This window comes from Bacillus sp. FJAT-50079 (assembly GCF_018343515.1).
Lineage (GTDB): Bacteria > Bacillota > Bacilli > Bacillales > Bacillaceae_C > Lederbergia.
Map to the genome: position 1 here is coordinate 72,021 of NZ_JAGYPD010000009.1, position 17,072 is coordinate 89,092.

At 38.5% G+C, this 17,072-nt stretch carries 16 protein-coding genes and 3 pseudogenes; 16 read left to right on the top strand and 3 right to left on the bottom strand.

The genetic code is table 11. From position 1 onward, the window contains the following. Positions 1–73: 73 nt before the first annotated feature. The 8 genes and pseudogenes from KHA95_RS21235 (at position 74) to KHA95_RS21265 (ending at position 5,857) form a co-directional block, all read left to right on the top strand. Positions 74–1,072 carry a branched-chain amino acid ABC transporter permease gene (locus KHA95_RS21235; RefSeq protein ID WP_213139576.1) on the top strand — a complete coding sequence of 333 codons (999 nt, stop codon included), beginning with the start codon at positions 74–76 and terminating at the stop codon, positions 1,070–1,072. 21 nt (positions 1,073–1,093) lie between these two features. Next, a complete protein-coding gene (locus tag KHA95_RS21240) occupies positions 1,094–1,885 on the top strand; it encodes an ABC transporter ATP-binding protein (protein WP_213139627.1) in 792 nt (263 codons plus the stop codon). Then, positions 1,863–2,576 carry an ABC transporter ATP-binding protein gene (locus tag KHA95_RS21245; RefSeq protein ID WP_213139577.1) on the top strand — a complete coding sequence of 238 codons (714 nt, stop codon included), beginning with the start codon at positions 1,863–1,865 and terminating at the stop codon, positions 2,574–2,576. The genes KHA95_RS21240 and KHA95_RS21245 overlap by 23 nt, the downstream gene beginning before the upstream one ends. Before the next feature lie 60 nt (positions 2,577–2,636). Next, complete coding sequence (locus KHA95_RS21250) at positions 2,637–3,512, top strand: branched-chain amino acid ABC transporter permease (protein WP_213139578.1); 876 nt, start codon at positions 2,637–2,639, stop codon at positions 3,510–3,512. Between the two features lie 30 nt (positions 3,513–3,542). Next, positions 3,543–4,322: a fumarylacetoacetate hydrolase family protein gene (locus tag KHA95_RS21255; RefSeq protein ID WP_213139579.1), complete on the top strand. Its 780-nt coding sequence runs from the start codon at positions 3,543–3,545 to the stop codon at positions 4,320–4,322. 260 nt (positions 4,323–4,582) lie between these two features. Next, positions 4,583–4,642 (top strand): annotated as a pseudogene (gene rpsI / locus KHA95_RS23420) (30S ribosomal protein S9); the annotation flags it as partial. Positions 4,643–5,209: 567 nt separating this feature from the next. Next, positions 5,210–5,364, top strand: a pseudogene (locus tag KHA95_RS21260) (YwbE family protein). 16 nt (positions 5,365–5,380) lie between these two features. Continuing rightward, positions 5,381–5,857 carry a hypothetical protein gene (locus KHA95_RS21265; protein WP_213139580.1) on the top strand — a complete coding sequence of 159 codons (477 nt, stop codon included), beginning with the start codon at positions 5,381–5,383 and terminating at the stop codon, positions 5,855–5,857. Positions 5,858–6,093: 236 nt separating this feature from the next. Here KHA95_RS21265 and KHA95_RS23045 read toward each other — a convergent pair. Beyond that, positions 6,094–6,285: pseudogene (locus KHA95_RS23045) on the bottom strand (YhgE/Pip domain-containing protein); the annotation flags it as partial. A gap of 184 nt (positions 6,286–6,469) precedes the next feature. Between KHA95_RS23045 and KHA95_RS21270 the strand changes: the two are divergent. Further along, the gene (locus tag KHA95_RS21270) at positions 6,470–7,213 is read left to right on the top strand and encodes a pirin family protein (RefSeq protein WP_213139581.1); all 744 of its coding nucleotides are present in this window, start codon (positions 6,470–6,472) and stop codon (positions 7,211–7,213) included. Between the two features lie 107 nt (positions 7,214–7,320). On the opposite strand, the gene KHA95_RS21275 is transcribed toward KHA95_RS21270, so the two are convergent. Further along, complete coding sequence (locus tag KHA95_RS21275) at positions 7,321–7,626, bottom strand: monooxygenase (protein WP_213139582.1); 306 nt, start codon at positions 7,624–7,626, stop codon at positions 7,321–7,323. Positions 7,627–8,053: 427 nt separating this feature from the next. Between KHA95_RS21275 and adhE the strand changes: the two genes are divergently transcribed. The 4 genes from adhE to tnpB all read left to right on the top strand — a co-directional run bounded on the left by adhE (position 8,054) and on the right by tnpB (position 13,935). Then, positions 8,054–10,657 (top strand): bifunctional acetaldehyde-CoA/alcohol dehydrogenase, encoded by a 2,604-nt coding sequence (adhE, locus tag KHA95_RS21280; protein WP_213139583.1) that lies wholly within the window; start codon positions 8,054–8,056, stop codon positions 10,655–10,657. Between the two features lie 223 nt (positions 10,658–10,880). Continuing rightward, positions 10,881–11,192, top strand: coding sequence for a KGG domain-containing protein (locus KHA95_RS21285; RefSeq protein ID WP_481748466.1), 312 nt, complete (start codon positions 10,881–10,883; stop codon positions 11,190–11,192). A 174-nt stretch (positions 11,193–11,366) separates the two neighbouring features. After that, on the top strand, positions 11,367–11,927 hold the full coding sequence (locus KHA95_RS21290; protein WP_213139585.1) for an integrase: 561 nt from the start codon (positions 11,367–11,369) through the stop codon (positions 11,925–11,927). Positions 11,928–12,795: 868 nt separating this feature from the next. Further along, complete coding sequence (tnpB, locus tag KHA95_RS21295; RefSeq protein ID WP_213139586.1) at positions 12,796–13,935, top strand: IS200/IS605 family element RNA-guided endonuclease TnpB; 1,140 nt, start codon at positions 12,796–12,798, stop codon at positions 13,933–13,935. Between the two features lie 345 nt (positions 13,936–14,280). Here tnpB and KHA95_RS21300 read toward each other — a convergent pair whose 3' ends face one another. Further along, positions 14,281–14,595 carry a KGG domain-containing protein gene (locus KHA95_RS21300; protein ID WP_213139587.1) on the bottom strand — a complete coding sequence of 105 codons (315 nt, stop codon included), beginning with the start codon at positions 14,593–14,595 and terminating at the stop codon, positions 14,281–14,283. 434 nt (positions 14,596–15,029) lie between these two features. Here KHA95_RS21300 and KHA95_RS21305 point away from each other — a divergent pair, with 434 nt between their 5' ends. The 3 genes from KHA95_RS21305 to KHA95_RS21315 all read left to right on the top strand — a co-directional run bounded on the left by KHA95_RS21305 (position 15,030) and on the right by KHA95_RS21315 (position 17,035). After that, positions 15,030–15,542 (top strand): ribonuclease H-like YkuK family protein, encoded by a 513-nt coding sequence (locus KHA95_RS21305; protein WP_213139628.1) that lies wholly within the window; start codon positions 15,030–15,032, stop codon positions 15,540–15,542. A gap of 227 nt (positions 15,543–15,769) precedes the next feature. After that, positions 15,770–16,183 (top strand): BlaI/MecI/CopY family transcriptional regulator, encoded by a 414-nt coding sequence (locus KHA95_RS21310; protein WP_213139588.1) that lies wholly within the window; start codon positions 15,770–15,772, stop codon positions 16,181–16,183. A gap of 3 nt (positions 16,184–16,186) precedes the next feature. Then, the gene (locus tag KHA95_RS21315) at positions 16,187–17,035 is read left to right on the top strand and encodes a M56 family metallopeptidase (RefSeq protein WP_213139589.1); all 849 of its coding nucleotides are present in this window, start codon (positions 16,187–16,189) and stop codon (positions 17,033–17,035) included. Positions 17,036–17,072: the final 37 nt, after the last annotated feature.

Genomic DNA, 17,072 nt, shown 5'->3' on the forward strand with positions numbered 1-17,072 from the left:
CGTGGCTCTGTTCACCCTTATTAAAAGAAAAAGCACTTACTTGATGAACGGCTTGAATTGACCAAAGAAGGTGATGACACTGAGCAAAAAAAGAATTGCATTGATTTTAGCTTTTGTATCCATCTTGATCATTACGATTCTCCCAAATATTACTCATAGTAGCTTTTATACGTATCTATCTATTTTGATATTTATAAATATTATTGGTGCTGTTAGTTTGAATTTGATTATTAAAATGGGCCAGGTTTCCATCTCGCATGCAGCCTTTATGGCGATCGGTGGATATTTAACTGCAATTTTAGCCACACGTACTAGCCTTCCATTTATTGTTACCTTTATTATAACAGGCATTGTTGCTGTGATAATCGGGTTGTTAGTTGGAAGAGTCTTTCTTCGCTTACGGGGTGACTATTTTATCCTTGGTACGTTTGCATTCGGAGAATTTGTTACGCAAGTTATTATTAATAATAAGAAATATTTGGGTGGAGCTAACGGGATCACCGGCATACCGGCACCTAGAATGCCATTTGCATCGTTACCATTTACTGAACAAATTCAGTATTACTATTTAGCATTGATTGTCATGGTGATCATTCTTGTACTGGTATTCATGATTTATCGCTCACCAGTTGGCAGAATCCTGGATTCAATGAAGGAATCAGAGGATCTGACGCAGTCATTGGGGATCAATACCGTATTTTATAAAGTATTTATCTATGCAGTGGGTGGTGGCATGGTAGCTCTTGGCGGCAGTATTTTTGCATACTTCATGCACTACGTTTCACCTTTTGATTTTCGCTTTACAGAGGCGACCGGTTTTATTTTAATGAATGTAATTGGGGGACGCTTTTCACTTTTAGGACCAATTATTGGCGCAGTGTTAATCACTCCGTTGCCGGAGTTCTTCCGTCAGTTCGTACAATACCAAGTATTCTTATACGGGGCAGTCGTTGTCTTGTTTGTATTGTACATGCCAAGAGGGATTGTTGGACTTTTTGAGAGGAAAAGGAAAAAAACGACAGTGTCCAAGATCCAGGCTGCTTCTATTACATCAGGTAGTAACAAACAATAATTGGAGGTGCAATCAGCTGGTATGAGAGATCAAGGAATTTTACTGGAAGTTAACGGTATTACGAAGACATTCAAGGGCTTAACAGCGATAGACAGCGTATCTTTTAAGGTGAAAAAAGGTGAAATTGCCGGTCTGATTGGGCCGAACGGAGCCGGAAAAACAACAATGTTTAACATCATTACTGGGGGACTGAAGCCGGATACCGGATCGGTTATTTTCAAAGGTTCAAATATAGCAAATCTTTCACCGCATATAATTGTACGTAAAGGTATTGGAAGAACATTTCAGTCAACGCTGGCTTTCTCTAATGAAACCGTCTTGGAAAATATGACAAGGGCATGCATGTTTCATGAGGACATGCCACTGTTTAAGACGATTTTTGGTTTTAAGCAATCGAAATCATTGGTTGAAAAAAGTGTGAAAAAGGCGCTAGAACTATTAAAGTTTGTGGGACTCGAAGAATATCAGGACGAGGTCATAAAAGAACTTCCCTTCGGACATCAGCGGATGTTAAGCATCACGTTAGCGTTGGCATCCAATCCACAAATCATTTTGTTGGACGAGCCGGTGGGTGGTATGAATGAAGAGGAACGATCGCAGATGAAAGAGTTGATCAGGAGTCTAAAAGACAAGGGATTGACGATTCTGCTGATTGAACACGATGTTCGTTTTGTCATGTCTTTGTGCGACAACATTACGGTTGTCAGTTACGGAAAAAAGATTGCAGACGGAAACCCAGCAGAAATTCAATCGAATCCTGAAGTTATTAAAGCCTATCTCGGAGGTAGCTATGACTCTACTGCAAACGAATAACTTGTTTACTAGTTACAACGCCGTACAAGCGTTGAAGGGGATTTCGATCAAGGTCAATCAGGGACAATGTGTCTGTGTGATTGGCCGTAACGGATCTGGTAAAACGACTTTAGCCAAAGTACTCATGGGGCTGAAAAAAGCAGATAGCGGAGATATTATTTGGAAAGACAAATCAATTTTAAATGAGGAGCCCCACTTGGCCATAAGAAGGGGAATGGCGTTAGTTCCAGAAAATAGACGACTGTTTCCTGAGATGACGGTTGAAGATAATTTACTCATTGGCGCCTATGCTCGTCATAAGACAATTAATATCAAGGAGGAATTGGAACGGGTGCTTGAAATGTTTCCGATTTTGAAGGAGCGCTTCAAGCAACATGCATCCAACCTTAGTGGCGGCGAGCAGCAAATGTTGGCATTTGGACGTGCGTTAATGAGCAATCCAGAGCTATTGATTTTAGATGAGCCTTCCTTAGGTTTGGCTCCAATCATTATTAAAGAGATTGAATCTATTATTGAAAAAATTAACTCTCGGGGAGTTTCTGTATTACTAGTTGAGCAGAGTGCTATTATGGCGTTAAGCCTTTCATCTTATGGTTATGTATTTGAAAATGCGCAAGTAGTATATGAAGGACCGTCCGAAGAGTTGGCTCAAGATAAGCGGATTATTGACGCTTACATTGGTGGAGTGTAGGCATCTTGAAGAATTTGATATAGGTTAAGAAGACTTAGGTAGGAGGTAGGTTGCACGCTTATGGAACAACTTTTGGCTCAAGCTACTGTGAATGGTTTGTCATCCGGTATTTTTTATGTGTTGATCGCGCTCGGATTTACACTTATTTTTAGTATCCAGCGGATCATTAACTTTGCCCATGGTGAATTTTACACGATTGGTGGCTACTTGTACTATGTTTTCACTGTGCAAATAGGGCTTCCGATTTACATCAGTATTTTGTTTGCGGTAGCAGGCGGTATGATTCTGGGTGGATTTATCTCTAGATTCTACATTGAAAAAATTAAAGGTGACCCGTTGAATAACCTAATCGGGACGCTCGGCCTATCTCTCGTACTATCAAGCTTATTACTGATCATTTTTGGAGCAATGGCGATACCTCGTACACCAGTAATCGGTGAAGGTGTGACGTTTGATCTTGGATTTGTTGTCATTACCCGTACTAAAGTATATTTGATGCTTATTTCCTTTTTGGCAACAGCATTCTTCATGTGGATTATCATGAAAACATGGACAGGAAAAGCGCTGCGGGCAATAACTCAGGATCCGGAGATGGCTCTTGTACATGGCATTCAAGTAAAACGGTACAATACACTTGGTTTTGCGATCGGCTGTGGATTGCCTGCATTGGCGGGTGCACTGCTCGGTCCTATGTATTTGATCTATCCTTACTCAGGTGAGCAGGCGCTTCTTTACTCCTTTATCGTCGTAATTCTAGGCGGTCTTGGCAGTATTCCAGGAGCGATTGTCGGCGGACTCTTGATGGGCCTGCTTGAGGCGTACACAACTGTATTTATTAGCCCTCAATTCAGTAGCCTAATCGGTTTCTTCGTCATTATCTTGCTGCTCGTATTTAGACCACAAGGCTTATTTGGTGTAAGCGTCCGCAGATATTGAGTTAATAATCAATCGAAAGGTGGGGAGGATATGAAATTTCTGCGTTTTTTATATAAAGATAAACCTTCATATGGCATTGTGCAGGGTGATGAAGTTGTTCGAATTGAAGGCTCCATTTATTCTAGTTATGAAATGACGGAAGATGCATTTGCACTGTCCAACATAAAAGTGCTAGCACCCGTAATTCCAAACAAGGTTGTTGCGATCGGCCTGAATTATAAAAGGCATGCAGAGGAGGTAAATATGCCTTTGCCCACGCAACCTCGTGTATTTCTTCCTTCGGTGTCGGCCATTATTGGCACAGAGGATACGATAGAGTTAGTGCATCCAGAGCATAAAAATGAGCATGAGGGTGAACTAGCAGTAATTATCGGCAAGCGAGCTTACCATGTATCCGAAGAGGCTGCGCTTGAATATGTACTTGGCTTTACGTGTTGCAACGACATATCCGATCGAAATATCCAGTTAGAGGATGGAAAGCCTGCACGGGCTAAATCATTCCCTACGTATAAGCCGCTTGGACCTGTGATTGAGACGAATTTGAATCCTGATCATTTACAAATACAAGTAAGAGTCAATGGGCAGCTAAAGCAAGATTCTAATTCCAACGATATGATTTTCTCGGTTCGTCATTTAATCTCTTATATTTCACATCAAATGGTGTTGGAACCGGGAGACGTTATTATTACAGGAACACCGTCAGGCGTCTCTCCACTTACCGAAGGGGATCTTGTTGAGGTTGAAATTGAAGGTATTGGTGTATTGAGGAATCAAGTTGTTTTTAAAAATAATGGTGATAGCCCAAAATAAATGATAGTAAGTCAACAGCTATTAAAACTATTCAAATTACCTAAAAAGAGTGCTGTTTTGCAATAAATAGGAAAGTATATAATTTTGGCTTTCTCACGGTTTTGTGGTGGGCTTTAATTACACAAACCAGTAGAGTAGACCAATTGTAATCTATTACTTGATATAAGCATCTTGATACAAATTTCTATATAAAAGCCGTTCATAAAATTCATATTTATGAACACCTGTACAATAAGGTAAACATCATGCCATAACATAAAGAACGTAAGAAATATGGTTTTAAGGGAGCTCGTCGTGTACCGCAATTCTCAAAACGCTAAACCCCTTGGTACCATTAGGTTTTAGCCTGTTTGGAACTCGATTCCAAGCAGGTTTTTTCATCGTTTAGGAAATTATAAAATATTCGTTTGTGAATAACTTTTTAAAGAAGCGATTTACGTCTAGCTCCAGGCGTTAGTGCTTTTGTTCTTAAAAAAAGGTACAAAAAAATGGATAGTGACTGGAATTATTTTAATTACATTCACTACCGTTTCTATCGGGGGTCACTATTCGTTGGTTTTAAATATTTGATTAGAAGAAGTTTTAAATGCTTGTCACTTTTTTCCGACAGATGAGTATAGGTATCCATGGTTGTTGCTAATCTTGCATGCCCTAATCTCCTCTAAATATCTTTCATTCGGGCGCCAGCTACATAGAAGCCTAAGCCCATGAACTTTGATACAATGGTACAGAGAGACAGGTACATTATCCCAAAGTATGGTAGGACAACTAACCAAGTGTAATTTGGACTGATGACTCTAGAGGTCATCTGTTTTTTTGAAGATAAATTATAAAATGTAAGGTAAACTATATAAACAAATAAATAATGGAAGGATTTTTCGTGATGAATGGGCAGAATCGTGCTAAAGAAGGATCAACGAACCGGTATACTGACAAAAGGAATTGTCAAAAGTATTTTAACAAAGTCTAGCTTTCAACGACAGGGGATTAAGGTCGATTAGAGGATGGACAAGTTGGCCGCGCAAAAGAAATATTACAATAGAAATGAGGACATACATATGTTATCGTTCGAGGAAAAACTTAAGATTATTGAATCATTCCCGGAGCTTCAACGCAAGGATGTATCTTTAAAAAGAGTAAACTTTCATTATAACGACAGTGTCTTTGATAAAAAAATTGTCGTTCAGCATCTTCATCCAAATGGCAATGGTTTTGTATATGCCGGAAACCTTCAAAACTATGAGGTGAATGAAAAAGGATTTGTAAATATCCGTGATTTCTCTGAAGCTGATTTACGAAGAATCGTGAATGAATCTATACAATCTCTTTCAGCCAATTCTCCTCTAGCGAGGGAAAATGCCATCATTGGGGAAGGACAAGAAAAACGCTGGGTGAATGATGAGGGTCAAACACTGCTCCTCGTACTTGAGGACGAATGGTGGAATGTCTACTCCGGCTTAAACCTAGAAGCTGCATTCGGTTCCTATGATGAAGCCGAGGACTATCTCTTTGAAGAAGGCTTTAGACTACAATAAAGGAGTGCCTCGAGTCCAAGAGCTGCCCAGGTAGGACAGAGGGACAGGCCGACTGTCCCTCAAATGATCAAGGATGGAAATGAAGTATAGAAGCTTGCTTTTACGCCAATTCAAAAAGCCATAATCACCGTTATCAATTCAAAAGAAAAACCATTTCCCTTGTAGGGAGACGGTTTACTCTCTCATTTATTTAAAACGTTTGCTTCAGTGATTTGTTCCTTTACCGTTTTGCGTTTTCAAGCAGTACCAAGATGGACGAACATACTTACTATACCAACCCATACAAGGACAGAAACAGGAGTGTTCCATGTTAATTCTTTCCCAAAGAAGAACAATTCTCAAAGCCCTTCTACCATAAATCGCATTGGCAACCAGGAGTAAATCCAATCTTGGTAAAACGAAGACATCATTTCAAGTGCCAATGCCACTTTGCTTGAATATGTACTTATATTAATTTCTATTACCCAAAATTCCACTTTAAACTTGTTATAAAAAGACGTCTTCTGTTATTCCACAATCAGGCCTTGGCGGACTCAAGACATTCATCTGTAAGTTGCACTATAAACAGAAATAATTGATAAAGTATTAGAAGGGGCGAAAGGAGACCTTTTCATGATACAAAAATTAACAGCCGACAATCATAAACAACCATTTAAAGGGCCATTTACTATTACTCGAATTCAACCCGGTGCCATATTTATAGGGGAAAAGGGGGATACTGCGTTTGGCCCTTTAAGTATTATTGATCATGCCTTAATGAAAAAGGGAGTAACAATAAAAATGCATGAGCATGTGAATGACGAGATTCTCAGTTATATTTGGCAAGGCACGATGTATCATAAAGACTCGACTGGTTTAGAAGTAGCAGTATCTCCTGGAAACCTAATGATGATGAATGCGGGATACAGCTTTTGGCATGAAGAAAAGGTGAAAAAGGATCAGGTAGAAATGCTTCAAATTTTTATCCGACCAAGGGAAAAGGATCTTGAACCAATTATACAGTTTCATGAAAAAGCTGTTGCGAATCGGGAGTGGTATTTAATGGTGGGACCAGAAGACAGTCATGCTCCACTCCACGTAAGACAAAATGTGTATATTTTAGATGCCCATCCAAAAAAGGGAGATAAACTAAAAGTCCCTGTATATCAAGGGCTCCAACCATTTTTATATGTTGTGGATGGAGAAATTAGTATTAATGATTTAAAGCTGAAAAAGCAGGAGGCAATAATTGACTTGGATCATCCCCTTCCTCCTATTACAGCAACGGAAGACTCAAGCGTTGTACTATTTTTTGTTGACATGAAGGCGACCATGTCGATGTTAGGCACAGTCAGTGGAAATAGGAAAATCCAATAAGAACCAGACTTTATATTAAATAGAACAGGAGTAGCGATTTAAGCTACTCACTTTTCCATTTAATAAGCGATGGTATTAAACATTCATAATAAATTTTACGGATTCCTTTACTTTATCGGACCTTTAGTAATCTCGGTAAGTTTGGAATTAATAGCAAAGACTTTTGCGTTGATGTCTGTGACTCCAAAGCTAGCTAGTCTTTTAGAGTGCATATCTAAATATTTTTCAGCTGTTTCTGTTGTTTCGAACATGTAAATTCCACCAGCTTCATTTGTTTCCGGATTTTCAGTCCAAATTTTCCATATGAATCCATCTTCTTCATTGATACTCTTGGCTAAATCAGTAAACGCCTCCGCCATTTCATCCCCAAAAGGCCCATTCATTTTAAAATCTACTTGTAAAACATATGACATGTTTCATTTCCCCTTTTATTTTGTCGTTGTAAAATATAATTCCCCCATAATTTCCGATTTATCGAGAAAGTTCAAATACTAATCTATAAAAATCTGTAAATAAGGGAATAAGAACGTAAAAATGGTCTTAAAGGTGTTCGTCGTGTGCCACCTTTCTTAAAACGTTAGTTTATTCTAGTCAAAACTCCCAGACATTGTTTTGGGGTCTTTTTCTTCTTATCTGGTACTTGGGCTTCGAAAGTAATATGCAAGAACTAAGGGTGAGAAAAATAATAAAAATAAATAAAAAATACTTGTGAAACACTTCACAAATTCGATGTGCTCATATATAATGATATTTAAGTTAGCAACATTTCTTTTTTTTATCATCACTTGTGAAAATATTCACAAGTGAAAAAGGCAATAAAAAAGTATAGGAGGGATTCACATGGCTTTAGCAGAAAAGGTTTTGGATGAAAAGAAAAGTGTGTCGTCGATGATTAATGTCTTAGTAGAGAAAGGGCGGAAGGCGTTAAAAGAGTTTCAAAAGTTGGATCAAAAAGCAGTAGATGAAATTGTGAAGGCGATGGCTGTCGCTGGTCTTGATCAACATATGCCGCTCGCGAAATTGGCGGTAGAAGAAACAAAACGTGGAGTATATGAGGATAAAATTATTAAAAACCTGTTTGCGACTGAATATATTTATAACAATATTAAGTACGATAAAACCGTTGGGATCATTCATGAAAATGAGCGAGATGGCATCATAGAAATCGCAGAACCAGTCGGAGTGATTGCTGGAGTTACGCCTGTGACGAATCCGACATCGACGACTATGTTTAAAGCTCTAATTGCAATGAAAACACGCAATCCCATTATTTTTGCCTTTCATCCATCCGCACAAAAATGCAGTAGTGAATCGGCAAGAGTCGTCAGAGATGCCGCGGTCAAAGCGGGTGCACCAGAAAACTGTATTCAATGGATTGAAGTCCCTTCTGTGGAAGCGACAAGGCAATTGATGAATCATGAAAAGGTGAGCCTAATTCTTGCAACAGGTGGAGCTGGAATGGTGAAATCCGCGTACAGCTCAGGAAAGCCAGCTCTTGGTGTTGGACCTGGTAACGTTCCTTGTTATATTGAAAAGACGGCTAACATTAAACGTGCTGTTACTGATTTAATATTATCGAAAACATTTGATAATGGAATGATCTGTGCTTCTGAACAAGGAGTTATCATCGATAAAGAAATTTATGATGAAGTGAAAAATGAATTGATTCATCATAATTGCTATTTTTTGAATAAGGAAGAAATTAAAAAGCTAGAAAAATTAGTTATTAATGAAAACGCATGTGCGGTCAATCCTGAAATTGTTGGAATGCCCGCCGCTAAAATTGCTCAATTGGCAGGCGTAAATGTGCATGAGGACACAAAAATTTTGATTGCTGAGATAGCAGGGGTTGGTCCAGAATTTCCTTTATCACGTGAAAAATTAAGTCCGGTTCTTGCATGTTTTAAAGTGAGTTCCCTTGAGGAAGGATTGACAAGAGCGGAGGAAATGCTTGAATTTGGAGGAACTGGTCATTCAGCTGTTATCCACACAACAAATGATGAGGTAATCCATGAATTTGGCCACAGGATGAAAGCGGGACGTGTCATTGTCAATGCACCATCTTCACAAGGAGCCATTGGTGACATCTATAATGCGTACTTACCATCATTGACGCTTGGATGCGGCACGTATGGTGGAAATTCAGTATCTACGAACGTAGGAGCGACACATTTGATGAATATAAAGACGGTAGCAACTAGAAATAACAATATGCAATGGTTCAAAGTGCCACCTAAAGTTTATTTTGAAAAAGAATCGATCCAATACTTGGAAAAGATGCCCGATATAAGTAAAGCTTTGATTGTGACAGATAAAGGTATGGTTGATTTAGGATATGTGGATAAACTACTTTACTATTTACGAAGACGCCAAAACTACGTACACTGTGAAATTTTTTCAGAAGTGGAGCCAGACCCAAGTTTTGAAACGGTGATGAAAGGTGCAGAAATGATGCACCATTTCCAACCGGATGTCATTATCGCACTTGGTGGGGGATCTCCAATGGATGCGGCTAAAGGAATGTGGTTGTTCTATGAATATCCAGAAGCAGACTTTCATGGTTTGAAACAAAAGTTTTTAGATATTAGAAAAAGAATCGTGAAATATCCAAAGCTCGGGCGGAAAGCACAGTTCGTAGCGATTCCCACAACATCTGGTACAGGTTCTGAGGTGACATCTTTTTCAGTCATTACAGATAAAGAAACAAATATTAAATATCCATTGGCAGATTATGAATTAACTCCGGACGTAGCAATCATTGATCCACAATTCGTTATGACGGTTCCAAAACATGTAACAGCCGATACGGGAATGGACGTTTTGACGCACGCGATTGAAGCGTATGTCTCCGTCATGGCCAACGATTATACAGATGCGCTTGCAATGAAAGCTATACAGCTCGTATTTGAATATTTACCAAAAGCCTACCATAAAGGCAGCAATGAACTTGCTCGTGAGAAAATGCATAACGCTTCAACCATTGCGGGGATGGCATTTGCGAACGCCTTCCTTGGAATCAACCATAGCCTGGCCCATAAGCTTGGAGCTGAATTCGGAATTGCCCATGGAAGATCTAACACGATTCTTATGCCCCATGTCATTCGATATAATGCAACAAAGCCAACAAAGTTTGCAGCATTCCCGAAATATGAACGCTATAAAGCGGACGAACGCTATGCAGAAATCGCCAAAGTACTAGGGTTGCCAGCCCGGACAACAGAAGAAGGGGTTGAAAGCCTTGTTCAGGCGATCATTGAAATGGCACTCGAACTGGATATTCCAATGAGCATCGAAGCAAACGGCGTTACGAAAGAAGATTTTGAAAGGAAAGTCGATTACTTGGCGGAACGTGCCTTTGAAGATCAATGTACAACGGCAAATCCAAAACTTCCGCTCATTACCGAACTAGCGGAGATTTATCGGCAAGCTTTTAACGGAGTGTAATTGTCGCTTGATAGGTGATTGTAAATAAACGTATACAAAGGGGAAAGGTGGAGATCTAAACGTGTCGTTTATCTCCACCTTCTTTTAAATTGATGTATATTATTCACTATACCACTTTATTCCCATTCTTAGCGGAGGATGTTTTAAAGTGAATGAGATGGGAATATAGCTAATAAGCTTGTCGACGAGCTGATAGGAATTAAATTCAAGGAGGATGTTATTCTTGGCTAACCGAAACAAACGCGACCATCAAAACGATAATGGTAAAATGACTGTGGAAGAAGCAGGCCGCAAAGGTGGAGAAGCTACCGCTCGTAATCACGACCGAGAATTCTTTGAAGAGATTGGCAGAAAAGGCGGAGAAGCGACTGCTGAAAACCATGATCAGGAATTTTACGAGGAAATTGGTCGCAAGGGTGGAGAAGCCCGTGCAAACCAAAGTCGCGATCATGATGACAATAAAATGAGTCGTCAAGAAGCGGGACGTAAAGGCGGAGAGGCACGGGCTAGACAACGAAAAGATAATAATAAATAATGGGCGTAATCCACTTATAATATAACCTATAAGATACCTTTGAATCGAATGAAGCGATTCAAGGGTATCTTTCTGTATGCTTGTCTATTTCGTGAATAATTCTCACTTTCCATTGTATATTGTGCAAACCAAGTATATATTAAGAATAGAAAAAAAAGGAAAAGGAAAGTGAGAATGAAAACATATGCAGCTTCTGCTAGTTTGCAGCTGTTGATTTTGTCTGTAATGGAAAAGGTTTATATGGATATACCGGTTAAAGAAGACAATTGTGGTATCAATATGAGCTATAATTTTGTGAGTAAAACGATTGGTTATGATCCTAAACGATTAGTATCCGCACATCAAGAAATGGCTCCTTTTTGTTCGTTGCAAACATATGTAAAGACGATTACTTTACACGAACTGGGGCATGCGCTGGATCAGAAAGCACTGGATGCCTCTTTAACGAGGACGTTAGAAATATTTACGATGAAGAAAAATTATTCTATGCGTCAAATTTTTAGCAAGCCTGAGTTGTTTGCAATGTTAATAGAGGAACATGAGATGAATATAGCCTTTGAGGAAACTGCATGGGTTAATGCAGCCGCATTAAATGAACGGTTTCATATAGTAAATTTTGATGATTTTGAAGTCATTAGGAAAATGAGTTTAGCTACTTATAAAAAATTATACTTAGAAGCCGTGAAGCTCTGTGAGAAATTATTAAGCGTCCAAAAAGTTGATCCCGTCGCATAGATGGCCGTTCGCAAAGCCACTGAAAAACATACATTTTAATATAACTTTCTAGGCGACATGTTGTTCAAAATTGAACAATAGTCGCCTTTTATTTATTTTCTCAAAAATAATATGTAACTAATTCCGTAACTTTCTTTGTTCTTCAATGTATTTTTAATGGGAAATATATTGCCTTAGCCTGACCAAAAATTATTCTCTAAGTTAATTAATTTTAATTCCTTGTTTTCGATTTACCACTGTAAAAATGAATTCGCCGGTTCGACTGGCACATCGGCTACTCCTGAATGATGCACTGGCTTCCCTCTATTGATTGTTTCAATTGACGCGAGGCCTAGTATTTTCTGGATGATGTTTCGTGTGACCTAAAGAGTGCGAGCATTCAAATATTAAACGAGATACAGCCGAATATTGATTTTAAAAATCATCATCTTAGCTTATCCGAAGCAACTCAACAAACGCTTACTCGCAAAAGCGGTTGGGTTCAATTAATCGATTTAAACGGAAAAGTAGTAGATGCATATGGAACAAGCAATCAGCCGACGCATTATTCCGTGCAAGATCTTATTTTATTATCACAAGATCAGCAGGATTTGACGGCTACGTATTTTGATCAGGAAACAAGGCAATTCATCATTGTGGGGACATACGTACGAATGCACACACAAGCTTAGAAGAAAGTCTATATAAAACGATCAATCATAGTCTGTTCATTATTTTTATCGGATTTTCGACAGAAGACTCCTACTTCAAGGAATGTGAAGGGCGTAGCCCAATGAGTAAGTGGGAGATGAATGGCGTTAACGATAGTCAAAATTCACATCATTGTGTTAAAATAGAAACAAACGTTCTTTGAGGTGAGGTGAAAACAATGTTAGTCAATAAAGCATATACATTTCGCATCTATCCAAACAAAGAACAAGAAATACTGATTGCTAAAACAATCGGGTGTTCCTGTTTTGTGTTCAATCACTTCTTGGCAAGGTGGAACATGGCTTATAAAGAAACCGGAAAAGGATTAACGTATAACACTTGCTCTTCCCAGCTAACACAGCTTAAAAAGGAATTCGTATGGTTACAAGAAGTTGACAGCATTGCGCTTCAGTCCTCGCTCAAAAACTTAGCAGATTCATATACTCGATTTTTTAAGAAACAGAATAAAGCCCCACGCTTTAAGTCTAAAAAGAACAAGGTTCAATCGTATACAACTAAGCATACAAACAATAATATCTCCATCATTGGCAACAAAATCAAGTTACCCAAACTTGGGCCCGTTACGTTTGCCAAAAGTCGTGGAGTAGAAGGGCGTATCCTCAGCGCTACAATAAGGAGGAACCCAAGCGGGAAATACTTTGTATCTATCCTTGCAGAAACAGAAGTACAAGAAATATCAAAAACGGGCTCCTCTGTTGGTGTAAAAGACTTTGCCATTCTTTCAACTGGTGAGGTATTTAGCAACCCCAAATGGTTTCGCACGTTGGAAAGAAAGTTGGCTGCTGCACAGCGTGTTCTTTCCAGACGCCAGCAGTTGGCTTTGAAACGGAAATGCAAACTAAGCGAAGCAAAGAATTATCAAAAACAAATGCGTAAAGTCGCTCGTATTCATGAGAAAATCACGAATGCAAGAACAGACTACTTGCAAAAAATTTCTACCGAAATCATTAAAAACCACGATGTCATCGGTATTGAAGATTTGCAAGTATCGAATATGTTAAAAAATCGCAAATTAGCAAAAGTGATTAGCGAAGCTTCTTGGTCACAATTCAGAACAATGCTAGAGTACAAAGCAAAATGGTATGGCAAACAAGTCATTGCTGTATCAAAGACCTTCGCTAGTTCCCAATTGTGTTCAAGTTGCGGATACCAAAACAAAGACGTTAAGAATCTTAGCCTTCATGAGTGGAACTGCCCCTCCTGTGGCGCAAATCATGACCGGGATATGAACGCAAGCATAAACCTTAAAAATGAAGCGATAAAACTTCTAACCGCAGGAACTGCGGGGATAGCCTAATCAAAAACTGGCGGATACGCGAGTGTTCTTAGGAATCTCCCACTTCAAACAACCCGTAAGGGTGTTAAGTGGCGAGTAGTTCAACTTCCTTGACCGGTATTTTGTAAACTTTATGGAACACAGACAAAATCAACTTTAGAATACTGACGGAAGACATATATATTGTCATTCTCATTTTCCTTTAAATCTTTATTTTAAATTAAAAAATATGCGATTTAATAATAAACAATAGATGTGAAAATGATTCATAGAATGGATGAGAATAGCAAATAAAAGGTGCTCTTGAATCATTTCATTGATTCAAAAGCACCTTTTATATCAAGCTATATAGTGAACGATACTAGGTTATTTGTCGTTATTTTTACGTTGTCTTGCACGAGCTTCTCCGCCTTTGCGGCCAGCTTCTTCTTTACTCATTTTGCCATCATTGCCGTTGTCATTGTGGCTTTGTTCTGCTCGTGCTTCCCCGCCTTTTTGGCCAATTTCTTCGTAGAATTCATGACCATGGTTTTCAGCAGTGGCTTCTCCACCTTTTCTTCCAATCTCTTCATAGAATTCGCGGTCATGATTCCGAGCGGTTGCTTCCCCGCCCTTACGTCCAGCTTCTTCCAGCGACATCTTACCATTATTATTTTGGTCACGATTTTTACGGTTAGCCATTATAGTAAATCCTCCTAGTTTGTTTTACATTAGCTCGTCGACAAGCTTAGTGGTAATATTCCCCCTATATTCATCCTAAAACACATACGGTTAAGAATCGGTAAAAAGGATCACAAGTTTACACAAATATCCAATTTTTTATGTTATTGAACTACTACTTTAATATGAATTCAACGACTTGCTATGTATTGAGAGAACAGCCAAACAAGGCTGTTATTTTTTTATGAACATACTTATACAGAAATTAGAGTGGGTATAAAGGGAATTCACAATATCAATAACATGCTCGTTGCAACTTAATATACTAATTATATGCAGGAAGATTGGCTTAACTTTAAAAGGCTCGTTTACTTTTTGTAATGTTTGAGTTGACCGAATTCTATCCTAATATAATGTGGTGATATCAGGTGGAAACCGATTTTGTAAGTCAATATATGTTTCAAAATTTACAGGAGAGGAATTTAACGTTTGAGCAGGTGTTTGAGCGAATCCTCCGGTTTATGAATAGGGAACCTTCCGGGAATTATCGGCTAATGGTTGGGACCGATTCACAAGTTCATTGCAAGAAGACGGTTTTTATTACCGGTATTGTAATTCAAAATGAGGGGAAGGGGGCGTGGGCCTGTATTCGAAAGGCAATTGTCCCCCGAAAAATGCTTCAATTACATGAGCGGATATCTTACGAAACCTCATTAACTGAAACAATTGTTTCAATGTTTACGCCAGAGCGGAAAAATCAAATGATTGATATTGTACTTCCAAATATTTATCGAGGCGCGACTTTCACGATGGAAGGTCATTTGGATATTGGGGCTGGAAAAAGAAATAAAACACGGGAATATGTAAAAGAAATGGTAACACGGCTAGAATCAATAGGAATTGAGCCAAAGATTAAGCCGGATGCATTTGTAGCATCTAGCTATGCAAATCGTTATACAAAAAGATAAAACGGAAATCGCTTAAATGTAAATAATGCTCATTTTAAAATCGGCTTTTTAAAGTCGATTTTTTGATTTTAGGAGTTTTCAAAGCTGATACTTGCGATCGACGTTAAACACTAATAAAGGCAATAACTTGAATCAAGGAAACAACGAAAAAATAGAATCATTTATATTCCGATGATTGACTTGAAAAAGAAATGGAACTACAATGTGTAGTGTGGGGGTGATGGGTGATGAAGATTAGAAAGTTTAAAATAAATGAAAGTGGCTTGAATCGTTTTTTTGGACCCCTTGAGGCAAAAATTATGGACATCTTATGGAACGGGGAAGAAATGACGATTAAAGATGTTCAACTTGTTCTTGAACGAGAGAAATTGACCAATTTCAACACGGTCATGACGGTCATGAATCGATTAGTTGAAAAGGGGATTCTTCAAAAAAGAGCAGAAGGAAGATCATCTTTATATAAACCGATACAATCGAGAGCGGAATTTATAAATAGGCAGTCAAAAGAAATGACAAATGAACTGATGGATGAATTCGGCACTGTTGTCATTAGTCATATGCTTGACGCACTTGAAGATGCGGATGATGATCTTGTCGCTAAGCTCGAGGATAAAATTAAAGAATTGAAAAAGGATATGTAATCTATGTCTAAACGTCAATCATCTCTTATATTTGTCCTATCACTTGTCATTTCAGGGATTATTTTGCTTCAGATGGGTTTTTACGTTCTTTCCATATTGGCAGGCTGGAACATGAAGTTCAATCTCATTGCCGTATGTCACAGTTGGTTAAAAGCAATTGGGCTTTCTTCCCTTAAATATGTACTTGATGGGCTTGTTATTTATACGTTGTTATTATTATTATGGAAAATTGGCTCGCAATTCATTCAAACCGCGAGAATGAAAAGACGATTTCAGCCGTACAAAGAGGCCAATCTTACGACGGAATTGAGTCAAACATACGGAAGCGGAAAAGAGGAAATACTCGTTCTTTCACATCCTACTCCAATGGCGTTCACGATGGGATTTGTTAATCCTAGAATCATTGTTACAACAGGCTTAATCCACTTTTTAACACAAGAGGAATTAAAAGCAGTCATTTCACATGAGATGTATCATAAAAAAAATCGTGACCCATTAAAAGTCTTTTTACTATCATTGAGTTCATCAATGATGTGGTATATTCCCATTCAAAAGTGGTTTCATCAACAATATCAAGTTATTCAAGAAGTACTGGCGGATGAATATGCGATTAAGCAACAGGAGACATCTGTAAACTTAGGCAGTGCCCTTTTAAAAATGCTGAAATTAGGAAGACAGGAAAAAATGCCTTTTACGTATGTGTCGTTTGCCGCAACATCTGTCAATTATCGGATTGAATATATGCTGAATCCGCTTAAGGGTATCCAATTACGGCTTCCATTAAAAATATTATTCATATCATTAACGATCTTTAGTCTGATTTGTGGACTATTTATTTACGCGCTTGCGTAAATTTTTTACACTATTACACTACATAATGTAGTTTTGG

Excerpts from the sequence above, each read along its gene's own strand:
- tnpB (WP_213139586.1), top strand. The coding sequence starts at position 12,796 with ATGTTAGTCAATAAAGCATATACATTTCGCATCTATCCAAACAAAGAA.
- KHA95_RS21300 (WP_213139587.1), bottom strand. The coding sequence starts at position 14,595 with ATGGCTAACCGTAAAAATCGTGACCAAAATAATAATGGTAAGATGTCG.
- KHA95_RS21270 (WP_213139581.1), top strand. The coding sequence starts at position 6,470 with ATGATACAAAAATTAACAGCCGACAATCATAAACAACCATTTAAAGGG.
- KHA95_RS21290 (WP_213139585.1), top strand. The coding sequence starts at position 11,367 with ATGAAAACATATGCAGCTTCTGCTAGTTTGCAGCTGTTGATTTTGTCT.
- KHA95_RS21245 (WP_213139577.1), top strand. The coding sequence starts at position 1,863 with ATGACTCTACTGCAAACGAATAACTTGTTTACTAGTTACAACGCCGTA.
- KHA95_RS21265 (WP_213139580.1), top strand. The coding sequence starts at position 5,381 with ATGTTATCGTTCGAGGAAAAACTTAAGATTATTGAATCATTCCCGGAG.
- KHA95_RS21315 (WP_213139589.1), top strand. The coding sequence starts at position 16,187 with ATGTCTAAACGTCAATCATCTCTTATATTTGTCCTATCACTTGTCATT.
- KHA95_RS21235 (WP_213139576.1), top strand. The coding sequence starts at position 74 with ATGACACTGAGCAAAAAAAGAATTGCATTGATTTTAGCTTTTGTATCC.
- KHA95_RS21305 (WP_213139628.1), top strand. The coding sequence starts at position 15,030 with ATGTTTCAAAATTTACAGGAGAGGAATTTAACGTTTGAGCAGGTGTTT.
- KHA95_RS21310 (WP_213139588.1), top strand. The coding sequence starts at position 15,770 with ATGAAGATTAGAAAGTTTAAAATAAATGAAAGTGGCTTGAATCGTTTT.
- KHA95_RS21250 (WP_213139578.1), top strand. The coding sequence starts at position 2,637 with ATGGAACAACTTTTGGCTCAAGCTACTGTGAATGGTTTGTCATCCGGT.
- adhE (WP_213139583.1), top strand. The coding sequence starts at position 8,054 with ATGGCTTTAGCAGAAAAGGTTTTGGATGAAAAGAAAAGTGTGTCGTCG.
- KHA95_RS21275 (WP_213139582.1), bottom strand. The coding sequence starts at position 7,626 with ATGTCATATGTTTTACAAGTAGATTTTAAAATGAATGGGCCTTTTGGG.
- KHA95_RS21240 (WP_213139627.1), top strand. The coding sequence starts at position 1,094 with ATGAGAGATCAAGGAATTTTACTGGAAGTTAACGGTATTACGAAGACA.
- KHA95_RS21255 (WP_213139579.1), top strand. The coding sequence starts at position 3,543 with ATGAAATTTCTGCGTTTTTTATATAAAGATAAACCTTCATATGGCATT.